The organism is Streptomyces nodosus (assembly GCF_008704995.1).
GTDB lineage: Bacteria > Actinomycetota > Actinomycetes > Streptomycetales > Streptomycetaceae > Streptomyces > Streptomyces nodosus.
This window is the reverse complement of sequence record NZ_CP023747.1, coordinates 6,777,876-6,802,651: the sequence shown is the minus strand read 5'-3', so window position 1 is coordinate 6,802,651 and position 24,776 is coordinate 6,777,876. Positions and strand designations below refer to the sequence as shown.

At 70.5% G+C, this 24,776-nt stretch carries 19 protein-coding genes; 4 read left to right on the top strand and 15 right to left on the bottom strand.

Features of this window, described 5'->3' with window-relative positions:
• Positions 1-54: 54 nt before the first annotated feature.
• From CP978_RS30160 to CP978_RS30135, 6 genes are all read right to left on the bottom strand, one after another.
• Positions 55-1,266 (bottom strand): amidohydrolase, encoded by a 1,212-nt coding sequence (locus CP978_RS30160; protein ID WP_043449857.1) that lies wholly within the window; start codon positions 1,264-1,266, stop codon positions 55-57.
• Between the two features lie 67 nt (positions 1,267-1,333).
• The gene (locus CP978_RS30155) at positions 1,334-2,335 is read right to left on the bottom strand and encodes an ABC transporter ATP-binding protein (protein ID WP_043446090.1); all 1,002 of its coding nucleotides are present in this window, start codon (positions 2,333-2,335) and stop codon (positions 1,334-1,336) included.
• A complete protein-coding gene (locus CP978_RS30150; protein ID WP_043446088.1) occupies positions 2,332-3,345 on the bottom strand; it encodes an ABC transporter ATP-binding protein in 1,014 nt (337 codons plus the stop codon). Before CP978_RS30150 ends, CP978_RS30155 begins: the two co-directional genes overlap by 4 nt.
• Positions 3,345-4,346, bottom strand: a complete 1,002-nt coding sequence (locus CP978_RS30145; RefSeq protein WP_043446086.1) for an ABC transporter permease — start codon at positions 4,344-4,346, stop codon at positions 3,345-3,347. Before CP978_RS30145 ends, CP978_RS30150 begins: the two co-directional genes overlap by 1 nt.
• Positions 4,347-4,406: 60 nt before the next feature.
• Complete coding sequence (locus CP978_RS30140) at positions 4,407-6,125, bottom strand: ABC transporter substrate-binding protein (protein WP_043446084.1); 1,719 nt, start codon at positions 6,123-6,125, stop codon at positions 4,407-4,409.
• A 44-nt stretch (positions 6,126-6,169) separates the two neighbouring features.
• The gene (locus tag CP978_RS30135; RefSeq protein ID WP_079162581.1) at positions 6,170-7,186 is read right to left on the bottom strand and encodes an ABC transporter permease; all 1,017 of its coding nucleotides are present in this window, start codon (positions 7,184-7,186) and stop codon (positions 6,170-6,172) included.
• Positions 7,187-7,521: 335 nt separating this feature from the next.
• On the opposite strand from CP978_RS30135, the gene CP978_RS30130 reads away from it, so the two are divergent.
• Positions 7,522-8,988, top strand: a complete 1,467-nt coding sequence (locus CP978_RS30130; RefSeq protein WP_043446082.1) for a chlorohydrolase family protein — start codon at positions 7,522-7,524, stop codon at positions 8,986-8,988.
• Between the two features lie 114 nt (positions 8,989-9,102).
• Here CP978_RS30130 and CP978_RS30125 read toward each other — a convergent pair whose 3' ends face one another.
• From CP978_RS30125 to CP978_RS30090, 8 genes are all read right to left on the bottom strand, one after another.
• A complete protein-coding gene (locus CP978_RS30125) occupies positions 9,103-10,029 on the bottom strand; it encodes an SPFH domain-containing protein (protein ID WP_043446080.1) in 927 nt (308 codons plus the stop codon).
• Between the two features lie 251 nt (positions 10,030-10,280).
• On the bottom strand, positions 10,281-11,744 hold the full coding sequence (locus CP978_RS30120; RefSeq protein ID WP_043446078.1) for an extracellular catalytic domain type 1 short-chain-length polyhydroxyalkanoate depolymerase: 1,464 nt from the start codon (positions 11,742-11,744) through the stop codon (positions 10,281-10,283).
• 151 nt (positions 11,745-11,895) lie between these two features.
• Positions 11,896-12,843, bottom strand: a complete 948-nt coding sequence (locus CP978_RS30115) for an alpha/beta hydrolase (RefSeq protein WP_052454376.1) — start codon at positions 12,841-12,843, stop codon at positions 11,896-11,898.
• Positions 12,840-13,973: a branched-chain amino acid ABC transporter permease gene (locus CP978_RS30110; RefSeq protein ID WP_043446076.1), complete on the bottom strand. Its 1,134-nt coding sequence runs from the start codon at positions 13,971-13,973 to the stop codon at positions 12,840-12,842. The genes CP978_RS30115 and CP978_RS30110 overlap by 4 nt, the downstream gene beginning before the upstream one ends.
• Positions 13,970-14,857, bottom strand: coding sequence for a branched-chain amino acid ABC transporter permease (locus tag CP978_RS30105; protein WP_043446073.1), 888 nt, complete (start codon positions 14,855-14,857; stop codon positions 13,970-13,972). The genes CP978_RS30110 and CP978_RS30105 overlap by 4 nt, the downstream gene beginning before the upstream one ends.
• Positions 14,857-15,684: an ABC transporter ATP-binding protein gene (locus CP978_RS30100; protein ID WP_242647093.1), complete on the bottom strand. Its 828-nt coding sequence runs from the start codon at positions 15,682-15,684 to the stop codon at positions 14,857-14,859. The genes CP978_RS30105 and CP978_RS30100 overlap by 1 nt, the downstream gene beginning before the upstream one ends.
• On the bottom strand, positions 15,681-16,493 hold the full coding sequence (locus tag CP978_RS30095) for an ABC transporter ATP-binding protein (RefSeq protein ID WP_242647094.1): 813 nt from the start codon (positions 16,491-16,493) through the stop codon (positions 15,681-15,683). Before CP978_RS30095 ends, CP978_RS30100 begins: the two co-directional genes overlap by 4 nt.
• A gap of 4 nt (positions 16,494-16,497) precedes the next feature.
• Positions 16,498-17,733: a substrate-binding domain-containing protein gene (locus CP978_RS30090; protein WP_043446067.1), complete on the bottom strand. Its 1,236-nt coding sequence runs from the start codon at positions 17,731-17,733 to the stop codon at positions 16,498-16,500.
• Positions 17,734-18,283: 550 nt separating this feature from the next.
• On the opposite strand from CP978_RS30090, the gene CP978_RS30085 reads away from it, so the two are divergent.
• A complete protein-coding gene (locus CP978_RS30085) occupies positions 18,284-19,537 on the top strand; it encodes a VanZ family protein (RefSeq protein ID WP_407083926.1) in 1,254 nt (417 codons plus the stop codon).
• A gap of 93 nt (positions 19,538-19,630) precedes the next feature.
• Here CP978_RS30085 and CP978_RS30080 read toward each other — a convergent pair whose 3' ends face one another.
• Complete coding sequence (locus CP978_RS30080) at positions 19,631-20,434, bottom strand: SAM-dependent methyltransferase (protein WP_043446060.1); 804 nt, start codon at positions 20,432-20,434, stop codon at positions 19,631-19,633.
• Positions 20,435-20,789: 355 nt separating this feature from the next.
• On the opposite strand from CP978_RS30080, the gene CP978_RS30075 reads away from it, so the two are divergent.
• Together CP978_RS30075 and scpA are read left to right on the top strand one after the other, a co-directional pair.
• Positions 20,790-22,598 carry a methylmalonyl-CoA mutase subunit beta gene (locus CP978_RS30075; protein ID WP_043446057.1) on the top strand — a complete coding sequence of 603 codons (1,809 nt, stop codon included), beginning with the start codon at positions 20,790-20,792 and terminating at the stop codon, positions 22,596-22,598.
• Complete coding sequence (scpA, locus tag CP978_RS30070) at positions 22,598-24,772, top strand: methylmalonyl-CoA mutase (protein ID WP_043446053.1); 2,175 nt, start codon at positions 22,598-22,600, stop codon at positions 24,770-24,772. The genes CP978_RS30075 and scpA overlap by 1 nt, the downstream gene beginning before the upstream one ends.
• The last annotated feature ends 4 nt before the right edge of the window (positions 24,773-24,776 follow it).

Genomic DNA, 24,776 nt, shown 5'->3' with positions numbered 1-24,776 from the left:
CACACGCATGGCCCTGAGAGGCGGGAGCCTCTCAGGGCCATGACGTGCGCGGATTCAGCGGTGCACGAGGGCCGACTGGTCGGCGACGACCACGCCGTCGTGCAGGACGGTGCGGTCGGTGCCGCGGTCCATCACCGCGCTGGCCGGCGTCTCGCCGTCGACCAGCAGCAGATCGGCACGGTCGCCGGCGGACAGCCCCGGCCGGTCGGCGACCCCGGCGAGCCGGGCGACGTCATGGCTCATGATCGAGGCGCCGCCGACGGTGGCGACCGCCAGCGACATCTCGATCAGCTCGTCACGGCGGAAGTTGTTGGTGAAGGCCAGCTGCCAGGTGCGGTCGAGCATGTCGCAGTTGCCGTAGGGGCTCCAGTAGTCGCGCTGCCCGTCCTCGCCCAGGCCCACCCGGACGCCCGCCTCGGTCAGCGCCACCAGCGAGAGCTGACCGCGGTCCGGTGGCGCCACGGTGGCCATCGCGACGTCCAGCTCGGCGAAGTCGTCGATGATGCGGCGACTCACCGATTCCGAGACCGAACCCAGCTCGTAGGCGTGGGACATCGTGACCTTGCCCTGCATGCCCAGCGCCCGGGTGCGCTCCAGCACCAGATCGGTGGAGAACACGCCGAGATGACCCGGCTCGTGCAGATGGATGTCCACCTCGACCTGGTACTTCTCGGCCAGTCCGAACACCACGTCCAGGTGCCCCTTGGGATCCCGGTCGAGGGAGCAGGGATCGATGCCGCCGATCACCTCTGCGCCCGCCTCGAGCGAGGCCTCCAGATACTCGACGGTGCCCTTCTCGCGCAGGATGCCGGCCTGCGGGAACGTCATGATCTGGACGTCGGCGAGACCGGCGAACTTCTCCTTCGCGGCCAGCACGGCGTCGAACTTCTCGAGCTTGCAGTCCACGTCCACCTGGGCGTACGAGCGCACCCGGGTGGTGCCGCGGGCGATCATCCGCTCCAGGGTGCCGGCCACCCGCTCCTCGAGGGGAACCTCCGCGGTGCGCCAGTTGCGCCGGTCGTTGAGCATCATCGTCCAGACTCCCGGGCCGCCGGTGTGCGGCCGGAAGGGCAGGCCGATCCGGGTCGAGTCCAGGTGCACATGCACATCGCTGAACGACGGCAGCAACAGCCGGCCACGTCCCTCGACCACCTCACCGGTCGGCTGCGCACCCGGATCGTGCGGGCGGATCGCGGCGATGCGGTCGCCGGACAGCTCGACGTCACTGCGCTCGCCACCCCATGGGCGGACGTCACGGATCAACACGGTGGTCACCTCTCTGTCGCATGGTTCTGTTGCGCGGTGCACGGCCGTTCACCGCACGCGTCACGGCTCACCGGGGCGTCGTGGCCGGGGCCCCGGCGGCGACGTCGGTGTGATGGCAGGCGATGTCGCCGCTCGGCGCACTGCCGGTGCACAGCTCCCGGCGCCGCGGGTCAAGGCGCGGATGCACCGGGCACCGGGACTGGAAGACACAGCCGCGCGGCGGGTCGGCCGGGCTGGGCAGATCGCCGGAGAGCCGGATCCGCCCGCTGCGGTCGGCCGCGGGGTCCGGTTGCGGCACGGCGGACAGCAGCGCCCGGGTGTAGGGGTGCCGTGGAGCGCCGAACACCTCCTCGGTGTCGCCCTGTTCCATGATCCGGCCCAGATACATCACCGCGATGCGGTCGGCGAAGTGCTTGACCACGGACAGGTCGTGGGCGATGAAGAGGTACGCCACCCCGGTGTCCCGCTGGATGTCCTCCAGCAGATTGATCACCTGGGCCTGCACCGAGACGTCCAGCGCGGACACCGGTTCGTCGCAGATGATCAGCTGCGGGTCCAGGGCGAGTGCGCGGGCGATGCCCACACGTTGCTTCTGGCCGCCGGAGAACTCGTGCGGGAAGCGGTTGTAGTGGTCGGGCCGCAACCCCACCCGGTCCATGAGGTCCCGCACCTTGGCCCTGACCCCGCCCGGCGGCGTGATCCTCTGGGCCAGCAGGGGCGCGGCGATCGCACTGCCCACGGACTGGCGGGGGTTGAGCGAGGACGACGGGTTCTGGAACACCATCTGCACCCGGCGCCGGTACTCCTGGAGTTCCGACCGGCGCAGTTCGGAGATCTCCCGGCCGTCGAGCCGGATGCTCCCGAAGGAGGGTTCGAGGAGCCGCATGAGCAGTCGGCCGGTGGTCGACTTGCCGCAGCCGGACTCTCCCACCAGTCCGAGGGTCTGCCCGGCGCCGACCGAGAAGGTGACCCCGTCGACGGCTTTGATCACGCCGCCGGCGGACCGGAAGGCGCCGGAGCGGATCGGGAAGTGCTTGGTGAGGTCGGTGACCTCCAGCAGCGGTGTCATCGGACCACCTCTCCGGCCGTTTCCAGGGTCTGAAGGTGGCACCGTGAGGGGTGTCCGACGGGGCCGGTGAGCGCCGGCCGGCGGGTGCCGCAGGCGTCGTCGGGCACCAGGTGCGTCTTCGGGCAGCGGTCCGCGAAGAGGCAGCCCTCGGGCAGTGCCAGCAGCGACGGCGGGAAGCCCGGGATCGGGCTGAGCCGCTCGGACCTTCCCGCCAGCGACGGCATCGAGGCGAGCAGCCCCTGGGTGTAGGGGTGCCGCGGATCGCTGAACAGGTCGGCGACGGTGGCCTGTTCCACACACACCCCGCCGTACATCACCACGACCTGGTGACAGACCTCCGCGACCACGCCGAGGTCGTGGGTCACCAGGATCACCGAGGACCCGGTCTCGGCCTGGAGCTCGCCCAGCAGATCGAGGATCTGGGCCTGCACGGTGACGTCGAGCGCGGTGGTGGGCTCGTCGGCGATCAGCAGCTCCGGTTCACAGACCAACGCCATGGCGATCATCGCGCGCTGCCGCATACCGCCGGAGAACTCGTGCGGGTAGGCCGAGTAGCGGCGCTTCGGGTCGGGGATCCCGACCCGGCCGAGCATGTCGACGGCGACGGTCGCCGCGGCCTTCTTGGACACGTTGTTGTGCACCCGGTAGGCCTCGGCGATCTGCGCCCCGACGGGATAGAAGGGGTGCATCGCCGACAGCGGGTCCTGGAAGATCATCGCGATCTTCTTGCCGCGGTAGGCGCGCATCTGCGGCTCGGTCAGCGGGTTGAGGTCCTTGCCGTCCAGGAGGATCTGCCCGGTGACGGTGGCGGAGGTGTCCTTGAGCAGCCCCATCAGGGCCTGGCTCGTGACGGTCTTGCCGGAGCCGGACTCACCGACGATGCCGACGGTCTCCCCGCGCGCCAGGGTCAGGTCCATCCCGTTGACCGCGTGCACCACGCCGTCGTCGGTCGGGAAGCTCACCCGCAGATCGCGGATGTCCAGCAGGGGCGCGGCTTCGGGCGTGGTCATCAGGCAACCCTCACTCGCGGGTCGATCACCGCGTAGGCGGCGTCGACCAGGACATTGGCGACGATGATGAAGAACGCGGCCATCATGGTGATGGCCATGGTGACCGGGAGATCACCGGACTGGGCGGCGTGCACCGCGGTGAATCCGACACCCGGCACCGAGAAAATCTGCTCGGTGAGCACGGCGCCGCCCAGCAGGGTGCCGATGTCGAGGCCGAGCATGGTGACGACCGGGGTGATGCCGGCCCGCGCACCGTGCTTGAACACGATGCTCGCCCGGGACAGACCCTTGGAGCGCGCGGTGCGCATGAAGTCCTCTCCGAGGGTCTCCAGCATGTTGCTGCGGGTGACGCGGATGTACTGGGCGCTGAACAGCACCGCCAGCGCCACCCAGGGCAGCAGGTAGTTCAGGAACCAGCCGCCCGGACCCGCATCGCCGAACGGGGAGGTGATCGCGTTGGTGGTGAACGGCAGCAGATGCAGCGTGCTGACGAAGAACAGGAGCAGCAACAGTCCGGTCACCGGAATGGGCAGGGACACCCCGACCGAGGCTGCGCCGACGACGAGCTTGTCGGTGAACCGGCCCTTGCGCAGCGCCGCCAGCAGGCCGAGACCGACGCCGACGACGCTCCACAGCACGATCGCGCCGCTGGCCACCGACAGGGTGTAGGGCAGGGCCCGCCCGATGATCGCGGTGACGTCCTCGTTGGTCTGGAACGACTTGCCCAGACAGGGCCAGGAGCACAGTGCCTGGCTGCCCGGCGCGCCGACGTGACGGCTGCCCACCAGGCCCGACATGTAGTCGACGTACTGGGTGAGGAACGGCTTGTCCATCCCGAGCGCGACCCGGGCCTCGGCGATGCGCTGCGGGGTGCATTCCTGGCCGCAGGCCGCCGCGGCCGGGTCGGCCGGGCCCAGTTGGAACAGGCTGAAGGTCACGAAGCTGATGACGATCAGCAGCACGATCATCGCGACGAGGCGCCGCGTCAGAAATCTGGTCATGGGCGCGACCCGCCGGCTCGGGATGGACTCACTGTTTCTCGCTCTTCCTGTGACAGGTGCTCAGTGCTGGACGCCGACGACGGACAGATCGATGCCGCCGAAGAAGTAACCCACCTGTGCGTTACGGACCTTGGAGCCGACCACGCTGTTGGTGTAGCTGCGGATCAGTGGCACCAGGGGGTAGGTCTGCATGGCCTGGTCGAACAGGGTCGCCCACTTCTTGCCGAGTTCCTCGCTGGTCCCGTTGGTGCCGCGCAGCTCGTACATCGCGCGGGAGATCTTCGGGTCGTAGTAGCGCGGGATGTTGGAGAAGCCGTAGGTCGTGCCGTCCACGCTGGGGCCCAGGTTGGGGTCGACGGTGGTGCGCACCGAGCCGCTGTCCGCGCCGCCGCACCAGCCGCTGCGGGCGATGTCCGGCATCTGGTCACCGGCCAGCACGGTGTAGTAGTTGGCGGTGGGGATCGGGCGCAGCTGGAGGTCGATGCCGAGCTGCTTGAAGTTCTGCTGCAGCACGGTGCCGACGTTCTTGTAGCGGGGGTTGGCGTCGGCGTAGCCGTACACCAGCTTCTTGGGAACCGACTTGCCCTTGAGGAGCTTCTTGGCCTCGTCCAGCTTCGGCTTGCCCGTCGGGTCGAGGTCGGTGTGCTGCTCGACATAGCCGCGCTGCGCCGAGTTGATGTACGACTGGGCCAGCTTGCCGAACCGTTCGCCGCCGTACTGCACCTGGACCGCGCTGCGGTCGACGGCCAGCGCGAGTGCCTTGCGGACCTGAGGATCCTTGATGGTCTCGGTGTTGAAGTCCAGTACGTCCGTACAGCCCAGCAGGCCGCCGGCGGTGCGCTTCTTGACGTCGGGCTTGTTGAGCTCGGCGGCGTCGGACGCCTGGAGGCCGCCGTTGCTGTCCAGGGTGACCGCCGTCGGGTCCGAATCGGCTATCAGCTGCTGGCTGATGGTCGCCTGGGCGGTGGACAGGGTGAAGGTGAAGGTGTCCGGCAGGGCGGTCCGGTTGGGGTCGGTGGCCGCGTTCCACTGGTTGTTGCGGACGAGCTTCATCGAGCGGCCGCGGTCGTACGACTGGATCTTGTACGGGCCGGACGAGACGGGGTGGTTGGTGTAGTCGAGCTTGGTGTCCTTGGCCTTGGGCACCGGCGCCGTGTTCGACCGGGAGACCAGGGCGGGGAACTCGGCGAAGGGCTGCTTGAGGTGGAAGACGACGGTGCGGTCGTCCGGGGTGTCGATCCCCTTGAAGTCGCCTCCGGTGTACGGGCCCTTGTAACTGTCGTCGGCCAGGGCGGTGTTCAGCTCCTGCGGTGCCTGGGTGTAGACGTCGCGGGCGTAGGTGCGCTCGACTCCGTACTTGATGTCCTTACTGGTGATCGGCGTGCCGTCCTCGAACTTCAGCCCGGCCTTCAGGGTGTAGGTCCAGGTGAGGCCGTCGGCGGAGGGCTTGCCCAGGTCGGTGGCGAGGTCCGGCACGATCGTCGGCGGCTTGCCGGCGGTCTCCTTGGCCATGGTCAGGGTGCGGTAGTACAGCTGCCCCACGTTGGCGGTCTGCACATAGTTGCTGTTGCCGGCGTCCAGCGTCTGGAAGTCCGAGGACATCAGGACGTTGATGTTGCCGCCCTTGCCGGTGTAGTTCTTCCCGATCACCACCGGCGCGTAGGCGTCGGCTCTGGGACCGGAGCCGGAATCGGGGGTGGGCTTGGCTCCGCCGCAGGCGGTCAGGGCCAGCCCGGCACTCACCGTCAGGGCGATCGCCGCCATGGTGCTTCGTTTCACTGCGTCTCCTTGAGGGTGGGAAAAGCGTGGCGCGTCAGGGGAGTTCAGGTTCGTGAGGACTTGGGATCCAGGGCGTCCCGGACCGCGTCGCCGAGCAGGTTGAACGCGAGCACGGTGATCACCAGTGCGCCGGCCGGGACGGCGAGGAACCACGGGTCGGACAGGTACCAGTTGCCTGCCTGGGCCGCGTTGAGCATCTGGCCCCAGGAGGGTGTGGGGTCCTTGACCCCGACCCCGAGGAAGGACAGGGCCGCCTCTGCGGTGATGTTGGTGGGGATCATCATGGTGGCGTAGACCAGCACGACTCCCATGACGTTCGGGATGATCTGCCGCAGGATGATGCTGCGGTGCGAGGCCCCGTACGCCTGGGCGGCCTCGACGAACTCCTGCTCCCGGATCGAGAGCACCTGGCCGCGCACGACGCGGGCCAGATAGGCCCAGCCGAAGAAGCCGAGGATGATCACCAGCGAGGCGATCGGCACCAGGCTCCCCGAATCGAGGGCGGTGCCGCGCAGCCGGGACTGCATGATCGGGGTCAGCGACAGCACCAGCAGCAGATGGGGGAAGGCCAGGAACAGGTCCATCACCCGGCTGATCACCATGTCGATCTTGCCGCCGAAGTATCCGGCGGCGGCGCCGAGCACGGTGCCCAGGACCACCGACACCACCGTGGACAGCAGTGCGATGGTCAGGGAGATCCTGGCGCCATAGGCCATCCGGGCGAAGATGTCGCGCCCGAGCCCCGGTTCGAGGCCGAGCCAGTGCTCGCCGGACGGGAAGCGGTAGTACGGCAGCGGCAGGCCCGGGGTGTAGAAGGTGTCCAGGAAGTCAGGCCCCGTCCGGGAGGTGAACGGGTCCGAGCCTTCGACGGCCGTCAGCACCGGGGCCAGGACGGCGAACAGCACCATCAGGGCCACCACGATCAGGGCGGCGACGGCGATACGGCTGCGCCGTATCCGGAGCCATGCCGTGCCCAGCAGCGACCGCGCGGTGGCGATCTCCGTGGCGGGCCCGCGCTCGGCTGTCGCGGTTGCGGATTCTGGTGGAGTCAGAGTGACCACCTGCCCGTCAGCGGGCTCCGGCGCGTCGGCGTGGCGCGGCGGACTCGGCGGCTCATACGGATCCGGCACGTCCGATCCTTTGGTGCTCGAGGGGCGGGGAGGTTGAGGTGGCCGAAACGGTATACCAAGAATCGCGATTTCTACCAGGGTTCGACGACAACCCGAAACATCGTCGTTGTATGGACCAACGGCCCTTGTGTGGCGCCATTACCTGCTTGTGCAAAAGTTTGCGCGCGCCATAGCCTGTCGCCACACATCCCGGGGACATATCAAGGCTCCGGGGTGAGCGCGACCGTTTCAGCCAGTTGGTGTACCAAATCTGGAAGGGCACGTCGATGAAGACCTTGGTCACTGCCTCCTGGGTGATCGCCCACGACGGACGTTCGCACGTGGAGGTCCCGGACGGCGCCGTGCTGATCGACGGCGACACCATCGTCGACGTGGGTGATCGCGCCGAACTCGACCGGCACCGGGCCGACACACGCATCGACCTCGGTGACGCGGTGGTCACCCCCGGTCTGATCGATCTGGACGCCCTCACCGACATCGACCACCTGGTCCTGGACTCCTGGGCGTCCCCGGAGCAGGCGTCCGGGTTCGTCTGGTCGGCCGAGTACTTCGCCGCGCCGCGGGCGGTGTTCGACGCCGCGCAACGGCGCACGGTACGCGAGTACGGGCTGGTCCAGCTCGCCCTGCACGGCATCACCAGTTACATGCCGATCGCCTCGGAGGTGCACAGCGACTGGGCGGAGACCTACGAGGACTTCGTGGCGATGGCCGAGGTGTCGTCGCGGCTGGGCCTGCGCGGTTTCCTCGGACCGTCGTTCCGCTCCGGGGTGAACGTGACCGGCGCCGACGGCGGGCGCACCGTGATGTTCGACGAGGAGGCCGGCCGGCGTGGTCTGGCCGAGGCGCTGCGCTTCCTGGACCACACCGCCCGGCTCGCCGATCCCCTGGTGACCGGGGTGCTGCTGCCCTGCCGGATCGAGACCCTGCTCCCCGATCTGCTCGGCGACGTCGCCCGGGCCGCGCACGAGCGCGGCGCACTGGTGCGCCTGCACGCTCTGCAAGGCATGGCGGAGCGGGAGTACATCCAGCGGTCCCACGGGTGCACCCCGCTGCAACTGATCGCCGATTCCGGGCTGTTGTCCGACCGCCTGATCGTTCCGCACGGGGTGGTGCTGGATGTGCACCCCGAGGTGCTCGGCAGGGACACCGGGGATCTCGCGGTGCTGGCCGACGCGGGCGTCTCGATCGTGCACTGCCCCCTGACGAACGCGCGATACGCCCACCACCTGCACACATTCGCCGGCCACCGGGCGCAAGGGGTGAACCTGTGCCTGGGCACCGACTCCTTCCCTCCGGACCTGATCCGGGGGATCGATGTGGGCACCCAGGTGGCCAAGCTCCAGGCCGGTGACCTGGGCCAGGGGCACCTCGCCGGCTACTTCGAGGCGCTGTGGACGGGTGGGGCGACCGCGCTGCACCGACCCGATCTCGGGCGGCTGGCCGCGGGCGCCGCCGCCGACCTGACGGCGTTCGCCCTGGACGACTTCCGTATGGGCGTCACCGAGGATCCGCTGCGCACCCTGGTACTCAACGGCACCGCCCGCGACGCGGTCCTGACGATGGTCGCGGGCCGGGTGGTCATGCGCGACGGCATGATCCCCGGTGTCGATCTCCCCGCACTGAGGCGAGCCGGCCAGCAACTGTTCGACATGATGCGGGCGGCCTACCCGGAGCGCGACCATCGTCGACGCACGGTGGAGGAGCTCTTTCCGCCGGTGTTTCCGCGCGGTTGACGCCTCCGCCGACCGGCCGCCCACGGCCTGATCCGGCAGCAGGACGCAAAACCGCCGCAGTGCCCTGTGGGGCACTGCGGCGGGAGCCACGGCGCGGGACAGCGCCCTCGGTGACTACTCCTTGCCGACCTGGGTCAGGCCCTGCAGATGACGCAGCGAGCTCTGCATGCCCTCGACACTCCCGTCGAGGAAGATCACGTTGCCGTCGCCCTCCTTCGCGGACTCACGGATCGTCTCCGTCCACATCGTGAAGGCCAGCAGGCCAGGGTCGACCCCGTGATCCGTCAGGGTCTGCGCGGACTCCGACAGGCCCTTCGCCAGCTCCATACGGAACTGCGCCAGGCCCTCTCCGCGCAGTCGTGCGGCCTCCGCCTCGTTCTGCGCGGCGATCCGGATCGCGGCACCGTTCGCCTCCGCCTCCTTCGTCCGCGTGATCAGCAGCGCCTGGCCCTCGAACTCGGCGGCCGACTGCGCGTTCTTCGCCGCCACCACACGGGACATCGACGCCATGACCTCGGCGTCGAAGGTGATGTCATTGACCGTCAGGTCGACCAGGGTGTAACCCCACGAGGCGAGCTGCTCATCCAGCGTGGACTTGGCGTGCGAGACGATCTCCGACCTCAGCCCCAGCACCTCGGCCTGCTTCTTCGTCGACACGAACTCCCGCACGCTCGCCTCGACGGCGCTGGTCATCGCCATATGGAACGAATTCTCGTTGATGAACTTGAAGGCCACGAGCTGCACGGTCTCCGGGGAGTGGTCGGACACCGTGAAGATGATCGTCGAGGTGAAGTGAACCGCGGCCTGGTCGCCCGTGATGGCGGAGAACTGCAGACGGGAGGTCTGGTTCTGAACAGGCACCCTGCTGTTGATGCGCTCGAAGATCGGAATGATGAGGTTCAGGCCGGGGTTCAGGACCCGGCGGTACTTCCCGAACAGGGTGACGACCGCGACATGCGCCTGGTCGACCGTGCGTATGGAACTGATGAGCAGGACGAGCACTACGACGCCGACGGCGACCAGCGCGACAAGAAGAGACACAGGAAAACCTTTGGATCGGGCGAATCTGACGAACGACACGGTGCCCGTTGCACGAGGGGCGGCAAGGAAGTGCGCACCTGACGGGCGACGGTGACCCCGGAGGCAGGCCGGCCCACGGCCTTCCGCTCACACGCCCCCCAGCGACCTGCACCAACGCTGTCATCTCTTACCAAGAAGGGACCGGTGCTGTCCAGCCGCGACCGGCGTCGTCGCGATGCGGGGGCCGACGGGAGCCGGCCCCCGCATCGCGTTCAGCAGCCGGAATCGGCGATGACGAAGTAGCCCGGGGAGGTCTCCTTCAGTGTGTGGGTGATGGCGACGTTGTACAGGCCCATGTTCTGGTCGGAGCCGTTGGCGTAGGTGTATCCGAGGCTCTGGTGGGCACGGCCCGCCGCGACCTGGTTGTAGTTGTTGGCGGTGTAGCACTTGGGCGCGGCGCCGGTCGTGGTCGCCGTGACCGGTGCGGAGGAGGCACCGACGGCTCCGGTGGAGTCGACCGCGGCGACGGTGTAGCTGTAGGAGGTGCCGGCGGACAGGCCGGTGTCGGTGTACGAGGTGCCCGTCACGGAGGCGGCCTTGGTGCCGTTGCGGTAGACGTGGTACGAGGCGGCACCGCTGACGGCGTTCCAGGACAGCGATGCTCCGGTGCCGGTGGTGCCGGTGACCGCGACCCCGGACGGCGCGGGCAGCGAGCCGCTGCCGGGGTCGCCGCCGGACCCGTCCAGACCCCAGAACTGCGCGGTGTGGTAGCTGGAGCAGATGGAGTTGAGGTAGTAGGCCCCGGTGGTGCCGCACTGGTCGGCGCCCGAACCGGGGTTCACGGCGAGGCCGTGGGCCATGCCGGAGACCGAGAAGAGGGCGACGGCGGGCTTGCCGGCGGAGTCGTCGTAGATGCTCTCGGTGGTTCCGCCGGTCAGGTTCCGGGTGCTGGAGACCGTCTGGCCGATGCCCCAGACGTCGGTCCACTGGTCACGCAGCTCGGTGGCGTTGACCGGGGCGACGGTGGTGTCGGAGGCTCCCTGCCAGATCGCGACCCGCGGCCATGGGCCGGTGTACCCCGGGTAGGAGTTGCGCACCTTGTCGCCCCACTGCTTCGGGGTGAGGTTCTGGCTGCTGTACTGACAGCCGGAGGCAGCGGCCTGTGTGGTGGCGCACTGTGCGGGCAGCCCGGAGTCGATGGCGCCGCCGGCGAACACGTCCGGGTAGTCGGCGAGCAGATCGGCGGCCATGCCGCCGCCTGCGGACAGTCCGGTCACGAAGATCCGGCCGCGGTCCGAGCCGTACCGCGCCGCGGCGCTGTCGACCATCTGCACGACCGAGGCCGCCTCGCCCTTGCCCCGGGTGTCCTTGGCGGGGTCGAACCAGCTGAAGCAGGACAGGATGTTGTTGGCCGAGTTGGTCTGCGGGTAGATCACGGCGAAGCCCCACTGGTCGGCGAACTTCTGCCAGCCGGAGTGCCCGTGGTAGTCGCTCGCCGACTGGCTGCAGCCGTGCAGTGCCACGACCAGCGGCGCGTTCGCGGGGAGGTTCGCGGGCGCGTACTCGTACATCGCGAGGTTGCCGGGGTTGGAGCCGAAGTTGGCGACCTGCTGGAGGGTGCCGGCGGCCGCGGCGGTCGGGGCGAGCGGGGTGACCGTGGTCAGGGCCGCGGCAAGGGCGCCGATCGTCGCGGCCAGAGCGGTGCGCCTGAACAGGCTGCGTATAGAGGAGTGCATGGAGGAACTCCAGGGGTGGTGGGGGGGGACAAGGGGGAACAGGAGTGCGGGCGCGACACGGTGCCCTGCGATCCATGTCGCGGGTCCGTATGCGTCCATGCGGGTCCGACCGGTGCGGCCTACAGGGGCACCGGGCGACTGATATGCCGGGCTAGCTCTCGGTCTCCGCCAGGCCTGCCGCGGCCAGCAGCTGCCGTGCCACGGCCCGGGCGCCGTCGTCGCCGACGACGATCGAGTAGTGGTTGGTACCGGGTACCAGCCGTGTGCGGACCAGCTCGGGGTCGAGGCCGGCGGAGGCGAGCCACTGCTCGTCGTACAGGCCCTGCGGCTCGTTCATCAGACCGCGTTCCGCCCACAGCAGCACGGCTGGACGGGGCAGGCGGTGGACGGCGCCCGACACCTCCTCGCCGAGCTGGTCGGTGCCGTCGGTGCGGACCGCCTCGATCCGGCAGGACGATCGCCACTCGGGCTCCTCCCCCACCAGGTCACGCTGGATGTAGGCGTCCACCCACGGCGACCAGTTGTGGGCGAAGGCCGGGTGCTGCTGCCAGAACGCGCGGTAGGCCCCCCGGTCGGGGAACGTCATCGACAGCCGCCGCATGGCCGGGCCGAGCACTGCGGTGAGAAGCTCGTCGGGGGCCAGATGGGTGGGGGCGGGGAAGGCCACACCACCGTCCACCAGCAGCAGGCCGGAAAGCAGGTCCGGGTGGCGCACCGCGGTCAGGGCCGCGGTGAAGGCGCCCATGGAGTGGCCGGTCAGCACCACCCGCCCGAGGTCCAACGCGCCGACCACCGCGGCCATGTCGTCGGCGTGCGCCGCGATGCCGTAGGGGCCGGGGAGCTTCCCGCTGCGGCCCCGGCCGCGCAGATCGGGCGCCACCAGCGTGACCCGGCCGGCCAGGTGGTGGGCGACCCGTGCCCAGGTCAGGCCGTTGGCGGTGATGCCGTGCAGCGCCAGCACCACGGGCGCGCCCGGATCGGCGCCCGGCCAGCGCAGTACGGCCAGCTCCCCGCCGGACACCGGCACCAGGAGCTCCTCGTGCTCGGGGGCGGCCGTGTCCTGACGGGCCGTCGTGGGGTTCCGCGGAGGGTGGCTCATGGCTGGGGGACCTCCTTGTGGTCGGTGGTGACGCGGGAGGCGCGGGCGGCGCGCAGCCGCGCGGGCAGCCGTACGACGCCGCCGGGCAGCAGGTATATCACCGCGACGAACAGCGCTCCGAGCAGGAACAGCGGCTGGGAGAGCGGCACCCGGACCACGGCCGGCAGACCGGCGACCGCGCCGGAGTCGGCCAGGTCGCCGAGCCGGTGGTCGGCCCAGGTGTAGAGGATGCCGCCGAGCAGCGGGCCCCAGCGGGTGCCGGAGCCGCCGAGCACCACCATCACCAGCAGGGACAGGGTGAAGTCGGAGGTGGTGGTCCCCGGGGTGGCGCCGCCCGTCAGCAGGAGGTAGACGATGCCGCCGAGCGCGGCCAGGCCGCCGGCCAGGACGAAGGCGGCCAGTTTGAAGCCGTACGGTCGCAGCCCCAGCACCTCCACGCGGCGTTCGTTCTCCTTGATGCCCTCCCAGACCCGGCCGAGGGGTGAGCGGACCGCCCACTGGACGGCGCACACCACCACGACGAGGTAGGCCAGGGCGAGCCAGTACAGGTTGGCGGTGTGCTCGATGCCGACCAGCGAGGCGGGCAGCTGGTCGGCGGGGGCTGCCCTGCCCTCCTCGCCGCCGGTGACGCCACCCGGGTCGCGCTGCACCAGGATCGACCCGGCCTGTGCGAAGGCGAGGGTGACCATGGAGAACCCGATGCCGCTCACCCGCAGGCTGACCGCGCCCAGCAGGGCGGACAGCACGACTCCGAAGAGCACGCCGAGCAGCGCGGAGACGGCGAACGGCAGGCCCGCCTCCAGCATGACGGTGTTGGTGACATAGGTGCCCGCGGCGAAGTAGAGCGCATGGCCGAAGGACAGCAGGCCGGTGCGGCCGAGCAGCAGGTCGTAGCCGGTGGCCAGGGCACCGAAGAGCAGGCAGAGCGCGAGCAGCTGGAGGTTGCCGGGGCTGCCGATCGGGCCGTCCAGCAGTCCCGGCAGGGGCAGCGCGCTGTAGGGGGCGGTGAAGAGCACCACCAGCAGCAGGGCCGGCCACCAGCGGGCGGCGCGGCGCAGTTGCCCGGCGCGGGCCGCGCGGGGGTGGTCCGCCGTGCGGGCCTGGCCGCGCGGCTGGGTGGCGGTGGTCATGCGAGCCTCCCGGTGAGCCCACGCGGCCGGACCAGCAGCAGGGCGGCGAGCAGGACGACGACGGCGAGGTCGCCGAGCCCGGCGGTGGTGTAGTAGTTGGCGAACTGCTGGACGAGGCCCACCGCGACCGAGGCCAGCGCGGCGCCGGTGAGGGAGCCCATGCCGCCCATCACGACGACCACGAAGGCGAAGATGAGCAGTGAGGTGCCCTGCGCGGGGTCGACCGAGCCGAAGTAGAGGCCGCCGATCGCACCGCCGAGGGCCGCTGCCGCCCCGCCGATGGCGAAGACCAGGGTGAAGGCCTTGCGCACATCGATGCCGAGCGCGGTGACCATGGCCCGGTCCTCGACGCCCGCGCGGACGACCAGACCGTGCCGGGTGCGGCCCAGGAACAGCTGGAGTGCGGCCAGTACCACCGCGGCGGCGGCGATCAGCACCAGGCGGTTGAGCGGCACCTCGGCGCCCAGCAGCCCGAAGGTGCCGGACAGCGCCTCGGGTCCGGGAAAGGGCCGGGCGTCGGCTCCCCAGATCGCGGAGAGCAGCGCCGGGACGGCCAGGCCCACTCCGACGGTGGCGAGGATCTGCTCGCGCGGGCGCGTGTAGAGGGGGCGGATGACCGCGAGTTCGAGCAGCACCGCGGCGGCCGTGCCCACCGCCGTGCCGAAGACGACCGCGAGGGCGAAGTGGGCGCCGCCGGATCCGGCGCCGGGCAGATGACCGGAGGCGGCCCACCAGGTGGCGTACGCGCCGATGGACATCAGGGCGCCGTGCGCGAAGTTGAGCACGTCCATCAGTCCGAAGATCAGGGAGAGACCGGAGGCGACCAGGAAGTACAGCGCGCCCAGGCCGAGACCGGTGAGGGTGAGCAGAACGACGGTGGACATCAGGCGTCTGCCTCCGCGGTCGGGGCGGCGGGGTGGGCCGCGGTGCGGGCGGGTGTGCCGGGGGACGTTCCGGCAGGTGTGCCGGCGGACGGGGTGCCGGTGTCCCCGTGGCGCGCCCGCCCGACGCCGAGCAGCCGACGGGCCGCGTCGGCGTCGGCGAGCAGTTCGGCGGCGGGGCCCCGGTGGGCGGTGCGGCCGTCGGCGAGTACGGCACAGTGCCGGGCGAGGCGGCGCACCACGGCGAGGTTCTGCTCCACCAGCAGGATGGGCACCGCCTGGGCGGCGCGCTCCAGCACCTGGGCGACCTCGCTGACGACCTTGGGTGCCAGGCCCTTGGTCGGCTCGTCGGCGATGATCAGCCGGTTGCCGTTGAGCAGGGTGCGCGCGATGGCGACCATCTGCTGCTGGCCGCCGGACAGGGTGCCTGCGGCCTGCCGGGCGCGCTGTCTGAGCTCCGGGAAGAGTTCGTGCACCAGGTCGTACGCCGGTTCGCCGGCGCCGGGCCGCTCGGCCAGCCGGAGGTTCTCGGCCACCGTGAGAGCGGCGAAGACGCCCCGGTCCTCGGGGGCGTAGCCGATACCGCGGCGGACCAGGGCGTGGGTGGCCAGGCGTACCGTCTCCTCGCCGCCCAGCAGCACACTGCCGGTGCGGGGGACGAGGCCGAGGATGCCGCGCACGGTGGTGGTCTTGCCGGCACCGTTGCGGCCCAGCAGGGCGGTGGTGCCGGAGGCGGCGACCTCCAGGTCGACGCCGTGCAGGATGTGCCGGCCGCCGATGACGACCTTCAGGTCGCGCACCGTCAGCAGGGGCGCGGGCGTGGTGCTCACAGTTCCTCCCCCAGGTAGGCCTGCTGAACGGTGGCGTCGACCATGACGGCCCCCGGGGTGTCCAGGGCCAGCAGCGTGCCGTGGTGCATCACGGCGAGCCGGTCGGCCAGGCCCAGGAGCACGTCCATGTGGTGCTCGACCATGAGCACGGTGCGTCCTTCTTCGCGGTGCAGCGAGCGGATGAGCTCGGTCAGTGCGGGGACCTCCTCGGCGCTCACGCCCGCCATCGGCTCGTCCAGCAGCATCAGCCGGGGCTCGCCGACGAGCAGCACCGCGAGCTCGAGCTTGCGTTTCTCGCCGTGCGAGAGGGAGTCGGCACAGGTGTCGGCGCGGTGCCCGAGCTCGGTGCGCTCCAGTACCCGGGCGACCTGCTCCGGGTAGCTGTCGGCGCGGCGCCAGACCCGGTACGAGCCGCCGCCGGCGGCCTGGGCGGCCAGCCGCACATGGTCGGCGACCGTCATACCCGGCCACAGGCTGGAGGTCTGGAAGGTGCGCCCGAGTCCGCGCCGGGCCCGTGCGTGGGCGGCCTCGGCGGTGACGTCGGCACCGTCCAGCTCGATCGTGCCCCGGGAGACCCGGGTGATCCCGCTGACCAGGTTGAACAGGGATGTCTTGCCCGCGCCGTTGGGGCCGATGAAGGCCAGGAACTCGCCTTCGTGGACGTCGAAGGAGACGGAGTCGACGATGGTCGCGCCGCCGACCGTCCAGCCGATGTCACGCAGCCGGAGGACGGGGGCCGGGGAGCTGCCGTGCTCCCCTGCGCCCGGATCCCCCACGGCGCTCGGTCGCGTCGTGTCGGAGGAGGTCATGTCGTCAGCCCGCCGCCTTCACCGCGGGTGCGACCGCGGCCATCGGGATGCTGTCGATCAGCTCGGGCTCCGCGGCGCTGCCGGTCCCCTTCAGCCTTGCCGTGAACATCGGCTGCAGCAGGGCGTGGTCCTCGGCCCGGATCTGCTCCTTGCCCTTGGGACCCTCGAAGCTCCAGCCCTCCAGCGCCTTGACCATGGCGTCGGTGTCGGTGGCGCTGCCGGCTTCGATGGCGTGCACGATCATCTGCGCGGCGGTGAAGCCGTCGGGGCTGAACAGGTCGGGGGTGCCGCCGGCCTTGCTGATGCCGTCGAGCATCGCCTTCTCCACCGGGTTGTCGCCGCCGGCGCCCGGGAAGTAGTGCGCGAGGAAGGAGACCTTGGAGCCCCCCTTGCCGAAGATCGGGTACGAGGCGGTGCCGGCCAGCCCGGTGACGACCTTGCCGGCGTCCAGCACACCCTGCTGGTCCAGGGCGGTCCACAGGGCGGGGGCGGTGGCGCCGGCCCATGCGACGAACACCAGGTCCGGCTCGGCGGCCCTGGTCTGGCGGGCGAAGGGGGTGAGGTCGGTGGCGCTCGGCGGGGCCAGCACGGAGTCGACCTTCGCGCCCTTGCCGCCCAGGACGGCCTTCACCGCGTCCACGTTGGCCTGCCCGAACGCGGAGTTCTGGGAGAGCACGATGACCTTCTTGCCCTTGGCGTCGCCGAGGAGCGCACCGGCGGTGAGGGTGTCCTGGTACGACTGGCGTCCGGAGCGGAAGGTGTAGCCGTTGACGCCGGTGACCGCGTCGGTGGCGGCGGGGCCGGAGACGTACAGCACCTTGTTCTGCTCGGCCAGCGGCGCCATCTGAAGTGCCACCCCGGAGTCCGTGGTGCCTGCGATGATCTTGTAACCCTTGCCGACGAGGGTCTTGGTCGCGGCGACGGCCTTCGCCGGGTCCCCCGCGTCGTCCTGCTCGGTGACCTCGATCGGGTGGCCACCGGCCTTGTTCGTCCCGTGCGTGGCGTAGGCCAGGCCCGCCTTGAAGCCCTCCTCGTACTGCTTTCCGTAGGCGGCGAGCAGTCCGCTGCGGGAGTAGACGAGGCCGACCTTCACGGGAGCGGATGCCTTGCTGCCGGAGCCGGAGGACGCCGTGCCGGCGGTGCCCGCCGCGGAGCAGGCCGTGACCAGGGCCCCGGCGGCGATCAGGGTGAGTACGCGGACGGTTCTGCTTCTGACGGTGTCCGTGACGCTGGGACGCATGATGACCGGCTCCTGACGCTGTGCCGCCCGCCCGCCACCGCTGGGCGCCGTCGTCTGCTGGGAACGGCGCCCCGTACGCGCGGTGGCGGAACCGCGGTGTTGGGTTGCCGGAACGATAGGAGCGCCACGCCACGTATGACATGTGGTCAACCACCGTTACTGGCGGACGAGTCATGGCAGCGGCACACATGGTCGAGGACGATCGGCGTCGGTCGTCCTTCACACGACATCCGGTCGCAGCACCAGGGGACGGACCGAGGCTGTTGCAGCGCTGTGACGATTCGGAGAGAGGGCTGTGCAGCTCCTCGGGCACCATGGGCCCCTTCTTCCGCGGCGGAGGTCCGTCCAGCCGCCGTGCCCCTGCTTCGACAAGGACACCGTGTTCACCGCGATCTTCCAGGACCGCTACGGCTATCTGGCCGTATGTTCGCTGACCGCCCTCGTGTTAGGCGGCGCGTCATGGCTGTACTCCCGTCGCCTCGGCAACCCCTACGGCGTGTGGTGGGGCGGGTTGGCCGCCACCCTCACGGGGGTGCTGGGGGTCACCTTCATGGGAGGCGGCCCGGCCCGAGGCGAGTGCGTCGTCAACCACGACCTGACCGAGCCCTTCCACACCACACAGGGCCTGTGGAATCTGGCCATGACGGTGCCCCTCGGACTCTTCGGGCTCCTTGCGGTGCGCCGCCTGCTGCCCGCGCTGGTCGGCGTGGTGACCCTGCCCCTGGCCATCGAGTTCACCCAGGCCACGGTGGACGGACTGGGGCGCACCTGCGACAGCGCGGACGTCGAGATGAACATCCTGGGCGGCCTCGTGGGACTCGCCGTCGCCGCGGTGGCGCTGGGCGCAGGAGGGAAACTCGAGGTACGGGCCGGTGCCAGGGCCTCACTGATCGCCTCCGCGGCCGTCCTGGCCCTGGGCGTCGGAGTGGTGCGCCCGATGCTGACCTTCACCGAGGCCTACGGCACCGAACTGGTGCCCGCCGACTCCCAGCAGCGTCACGCCGTCGAACAGGCGGTACGGGAGGCGTTCGGTGACCTCTACCAGCCGGACGGCGTCTACCGGCAGCCGTGCTGGGAGGTCCCGTGCACGCACATCATCTTCCAGCTGGTCGGCCGGGACAAGGGACAGCCGGAGGCGTTCGGCAGCGGCAGCCTGTCATGGCCGGACAGGAAGCAGCTGACCATGCAGCTGGAGGACGGTGACCGCCCCGGCGTGACGGGATATCCCGTGACGGGGTCCACCGCCGCGTCCACGGAGCAGGAGGCGTACCGGATCGCCCGGTCGTACATGCGTGAGCACTACCCCTGGGCCGAGGACGCGGACCGGCACCGGACCTCTCCGGTGGGCGAGAAGGCGGAACAGGGGTGGACGACCAGCTGGTTCTGGCTCCACGACGAGGTACAGATGCCCAGGACGCTGGATGTGCGGGTCGGCAGGTCCGGACATGTGTCACAGGTGGACGTGGCCCTCGGCCCGACACGTGTGACGGTCGCCGAGGCGAAGCTGACCGCCCCGCAGGCCGAGGACCGGGTGCGAAAGGTCCTCCTCGCGCGGTCCCGCGCCTTCGGGGACACGGAACTGGACCTGAGCGGGGTGAGAGCGATGTACCAGGTCGAGGCATCCACCCTGAAGGCGGTCGAGCGGGAGGGCACCTGGCGGTCCGAGTGGCTGGTGACGGTGTCGACGCGCCCGGAGGACACCCCCGGCCAGGACGAAACGGTGCCGTCGGAACCGTCCCTGTGGTGGGTGGACTCGGGGGACGGCCGACTTCATGAGGGCATCGCGCCGGTCGAGATCGACTGACGACGGAGGGCCGGGCCGCTTCCGCGGTCCGGCCCGGCCCCGTGCCTCGGCAATGATGTGCGGCATCAGCCGCGGGACTGCCTCCGGCCGTCGTCACGGCTTCCGGGCGACCCCGGCGTACAAGGGGATCTGCGCGCCTCGACCGTGCTGCTCCCCGGATTCGGGATGCCAGAGCGCGGCGAGTGCTATGCCGGGGTCGAGAAGTTCCAGTCCGTCGAAGAACCGGGAGAATTCATCGCGCGACCGGACCTGCGCCGAGGTGCCCCCCTTGCGGTAGACCTCGACGACCCGCTCCCACGCTTCGGGGTCGAAGTCACCCGTTGCATGGGAGAGCGCCAGGCAGCTTCCGGGGGCCAGCGGCCGGAGCAGCTCGGCCACGATGCGGTAGGGGTCGTCCTCGTCCGCCACCAGATGCAGAAGAGCCACCAGGGACAGCGCTATCGGCTGAGCGAAGTCGAGGGTGTCCTCGGCCGCTGCGAGGATCTTCTCCGGTTCCCTGGCATCGGCCTGGATGTAGGCGGTACGTCCCTCGGGGGTGCTGCGCAGCAGCGCCTCGGCGTGCCGGAGGACGATCGGGTCGTTGTCGGCGTAGACCACGCGGGCGGCCGGGGTGATCTTCTGGACGATCTGATGAAGGTTCGGCTCGGTCGGTATTCCGGTTCCGATGTCGAGGAACTGGCGAATTCCCCGCCGGGCCAGGACACGGGCCGCGCGGTGCATGAAGTCGCGGTTGACCCGTGCCATTTCCTTGACATCGGGGAAGAAGGATATGACCTGTTCGGCGGCCTTCCAGTCGACGGGGTAGTTGTCCTTGCCGTCGAGGAAGTAGTCGTACATGCGCGCCGACTGGGGCCTGCTGGTGTCGATGCCGTCCGCGCCTAACTCTGCGTCTGTCACTTCGTCCCTCCGCCGCCGTATCGGCGTGATCGTCGTGATGATGCGGTTGTGGCTGGAAACCGCCGCCGAAGGCCGCGTTCCCAGCGATCAGAAAGCCGGTCGGCTCCCGCGCCGGCATCGGTCAGCGTATCCACGGCCTCACCCGCCTAACCCGTGCCGACGACCGGAGGCCGTCAGTTGTCCGATCAGCTGTCCGCATTTCGCGGCCGTCTTCGCGGGGCTCACCCACGGGCCCCTTCCGGGGCGCTGAGCCGGCCCGTCCCGGAAGGCCCGCCATGGCGACGCCTCCCGGCGAGGCAAAGATCACAGCCGTGTTCTGGGCAACTCCCTAGTGTCCATGTCCTAACCTCCCAGCATGACGGTCCTGTCCGATGACGGCCTTGAACTGGCCGGTGAGTTCCCTGACGCTCCCCACGAGCAGTGGCAGCGCCTTGTGGCGGGTGTCCTGCGCAAGTCGGGCAAGGACGTCGAGGGCGCCGAAGCCGAGGAAGCCCTGTCCACCCGGCTGGAGGACGGGCTACGCACCCGGCCCCTCTACACCGCGCGCGACGCCGCTCCCGAGCCCGGCTTCCCCGGGTTCGCGCCGTTCGTCCGCGGCGGCCGGGCCGAGGGGAACACGGTCGGCGGCTGGGACGTCCGGCAGCGGCACACGGCGGCCGACGGCGGCGCGGTGCTCGCGGACCTGGAGAACGGCGTCACCTCCCTCTGGCTGACCCTCGGAGAGGGCGGCATCCCCGTGCCGGCGCTCGGCAGGGTCCTGGACGGCGTCTATCTCGACCTGGCGCCCGTCGTCCTGGACGCGGGAGCGGACGCCGAGCCCGCCGCACGGGCGCTGCTGCGGCTCTACGAGGAGCGCGGCGTCGCCAAGGACGCGGCGCGCGGCAACCTGGGCGCGGACCCGCTCGGCCACGAGGCCCGCACCGGGCAGCGGTCCGGCTTCGCGCCGGCGGCGGATCTGGCGCGGCTGTGCGCGGAGGAGTACCGCGGGCTGCGGGCCCTGACCGTGGACGCGCTGCCCTACCACGAGGCCGGTGGCTCGGCCGCCCAGGAGCTGGGCTGCTCGCTGGCCACCGCGGTGGCCTATCTGCGGGAACTGACGGATGCCGGGCTGAGCGTCGAGCAGGCGTGTGGGCAGCTGGAGTTCCGGTACGCGGCGACCGCCGACCAGTTCCTGACGATCGCCAAGCTGCGCGCTGCCCGCCGCCTGTGGGCGAAGGTGGCCGAGGTCTGCGGCGCCCCGCGCGCGGGGGCGCAGCTCCAGCACGTGGTGACCTCGTCGGTGATGCTGACGCGCCGCGACCCATGGGTGAACATGCTGCGCACCACGATCGCCACGCTGGCCGCCGGGGTGAGCGGGGCCGACTCGGTCACCGTGCTGCCCTTCGACGACGCACTCGGTATGCCGGACGCGTTCGCGCGGCGTATCGCCCGCAACACGTCGACGATCCTCGTCGAGGAGTCGCATCTGTCCCGGGTGATCGACCCGGCGGGCGGTTCCTGGTACGTGGAGCGGCTCACCGACGAACTCGCGCACGCGGGCTGGGAGTACTTCCGGTCCATCGAGCGGGCCGGCGGGCAGGCCGCCGCCCTGCGTTCGGGACACCTCGAGCAGGAGCTGGCCGCCACCTGGCAGGCGCGCACCGCCAGGCTGGCGAAGCGCCGCGAGCCCATCACCGGAGTCAGCGAGTTCCCGCACCTCGCGGAGAAGCCGGTCGTCCGCGAGCCTGCGCCCGAGCCTCCGGCGGGTGGTCTGCCGCGGGTGCGCCGCGACGAGGCGTACGAGGCGCTGCGGGCCCGTTCCGACGCCCACCTCGCCGCGACCGGCTCCCGGCCCCGGATCTTCCTCGCCGCGATCGGCCCGGCCGCCGCCCACACCGCACGGCTCACCTTCGCCTCGAACCTCTTCCAGGCCGGCGGCATCGAACCGGTCACCGACGGCACCTTCGCGGACAGCGGAGCCACCGAGGTCTGTCTGTGCTCCAGCGACGCCCTGTACGAGGAGCAGGCGTCGGCGGTGGCGGCGGAGCTGAGGTCGTCAGGTGCCTCGCATGTGTTCCTCGCCGGGCGCCCCGGGCAGTACCCCGGTGTCGACGCCTTTGTCTTCGCCGGCTGCGACGCCGTGGCCGTGCTGTCCTCCGCCCTCGACCGTATGGGAGTGTCGTGATGGGAATCCCGGACTTCTCCAGGATCGAGCTGGGGACCCCGGCCGGGGGCGGCGGCGAGGGCGAGTGGCATACGACGCTCAAGAGGGCGACCGGCGGGGACGACCTGCTCTGGCAGACCCCCGAGGGCATTCCGGTGAAGCCGCTCTACACCGGCCGTGACCTGGAGGGCCTGGACTTCCTGGACACCCGTCCGGGCATCGCGCCGTATCTGCGCGGCCCGTACCCGACGATGTACGTCAACCAGCCGTGGACGATCCGCCAGTACGCGGGCTTCTCCACGGCCGAGGAGTCCAACGCCTTCTACCGGCGCAACCTGGCGGCCGGCCAGAAGGGTCTGTCGGTCGCCTTCGATCTCCCCACGCACCGCGGCTACGACAGCGACCACCCGCGGGTGACCGGTGACGTCGGCATGGCGGGCGTCGCCATCGACTCCATCTACGACATGCGTCAGCTCTTCGACGGCATCCCGCTGGACCGGATGACGGTGTCGATGACGATGAACGGCGCCGTGCTGCCGATCCTCGCGCTGTACATCGTGGCGGCGGAGGAACAGGGTGTGCCGCCCGAGAAGCTGGCCGGGACCATTCAGAACGACATCCTCAAGGAGTTCATGGTCCGCAACACCTATATCTATCCGCCGAAGCCGTCGATGCGGATCATCTCCGACATCTTCGCGTACACCTCGCAGCGGATGCCCCGCTACAACTCCATCTCGATCTCCGGGTACCACATACAGGAGGCGGGTGCCACGGCCGATCTGGAGCTGGCGTACACCCTCGCCGACGGGGTGGAGTACATCCGGGCCGGCCGGGACGCGGGCCTGGACGTGGACGCGTTCGCGCCGCGGCTGTCGTTCTTCTGGGCGATCGGGATGAACTTCTTCATGGAGGTCGCCAAGCTGCGGGCGGCGCGGCTGCTGTGGGCCAAGCTGGTGAAGCAGTTCGATCCGCAGAACGCCAAGTCCCTGTCGCTGCGGACCCATTCGCAGACCTCGGGCTGGTCACTGACCGCGCAGGACGTCTTCAACAATGTCATGCGCACCTGTGTGGAGGCGATGGCGGCGACGCAGGGCCACACCCAGTCGCTGCACACCAACGCCCTCGACGAGGCCCTGGCGCTGCCCACCGACTTCTCGGCCCGCATCGCCCGTAACACCCAGCTGCTGATCCAGCAGGAGTCCGGCACCACCCGGGTCATCGACCCGTGGGGCGGCAGCGCCTACGTGGAGAAGCTGACCTACGATCTCGCCCGCCGGGCCTGGCAGCACATCCAGGAGGTCGAGCAGGCGGGCGGCATGGCGCAGGCCATCGACGCGGGCATCCCGAAGCTGCGGGTCGAGGAGGCCGCGGCCCGTACCCAGGCCCGGATCGACTCCGGGCGCCAGCCGGTCATCGGCGTCAACAAGTACCGCGTCGACAGCGACGAGCAGATCGAGGTGCTCAAGGTCGACAACTCCTCCGTACGCGCTCAGCAGATCGCCAAGCTGCGGCGGCTGCGCGAGGAGCGCGACGAGACCGCGTGCCGGGACGCGCTGGACGCGCTCACCCGGGCCGCCGGGGGCGACGGCAACCTGCTGGAGCTGGCCGTGCACGCCGCCCGTGCCAAGGCGACCGTCGGAGAGATCTCCGACGCCCTGGAGAAGGTGTACGGCCGCCATGCGGGGCAGATCCGTACGATCTCCGGTGTGTACCGCAACGAAGCCGGTGAGTCCCCGTCCGTGGACCGCACGCGCGCCCTGGTGTCCTCCTTCGAGGAGGCCGAGGGCCGCCGTCCGCGCATTCTGGTCGCCAAGATGGGCCAGGACGGCCATGACCGCGGCCAGAAGGTGATCGCCACCGCCTTCGCCGACCTGGGCTTCGACGTCGACGTCGGCCCGCTGTTCCAGACCCCGGCCGAGGTGGCCCGCCAGGCCGTCGAGGCGGATGTGCACATCGTCGGCGTCTCCTCGCTGGCCGCCGGTCACCTCACCCTGGTACCGGCGCTGCGCGAGCAGCTCGCCGAGGAGGGACGCGAGGACATCGTGATCGTGGTCGGCGGGGTGATCCCGCCGCAGGACGTGCCCACCCTGCTGGAGATGGGCGCGACGGCCGTCTTCCCGCCCGGGACGGTGATCCCGGACGCCGCGTACGACCTGGTGAAGCGCCTGTCCGCCGACCTCGGACACGGCCTCTGACGCC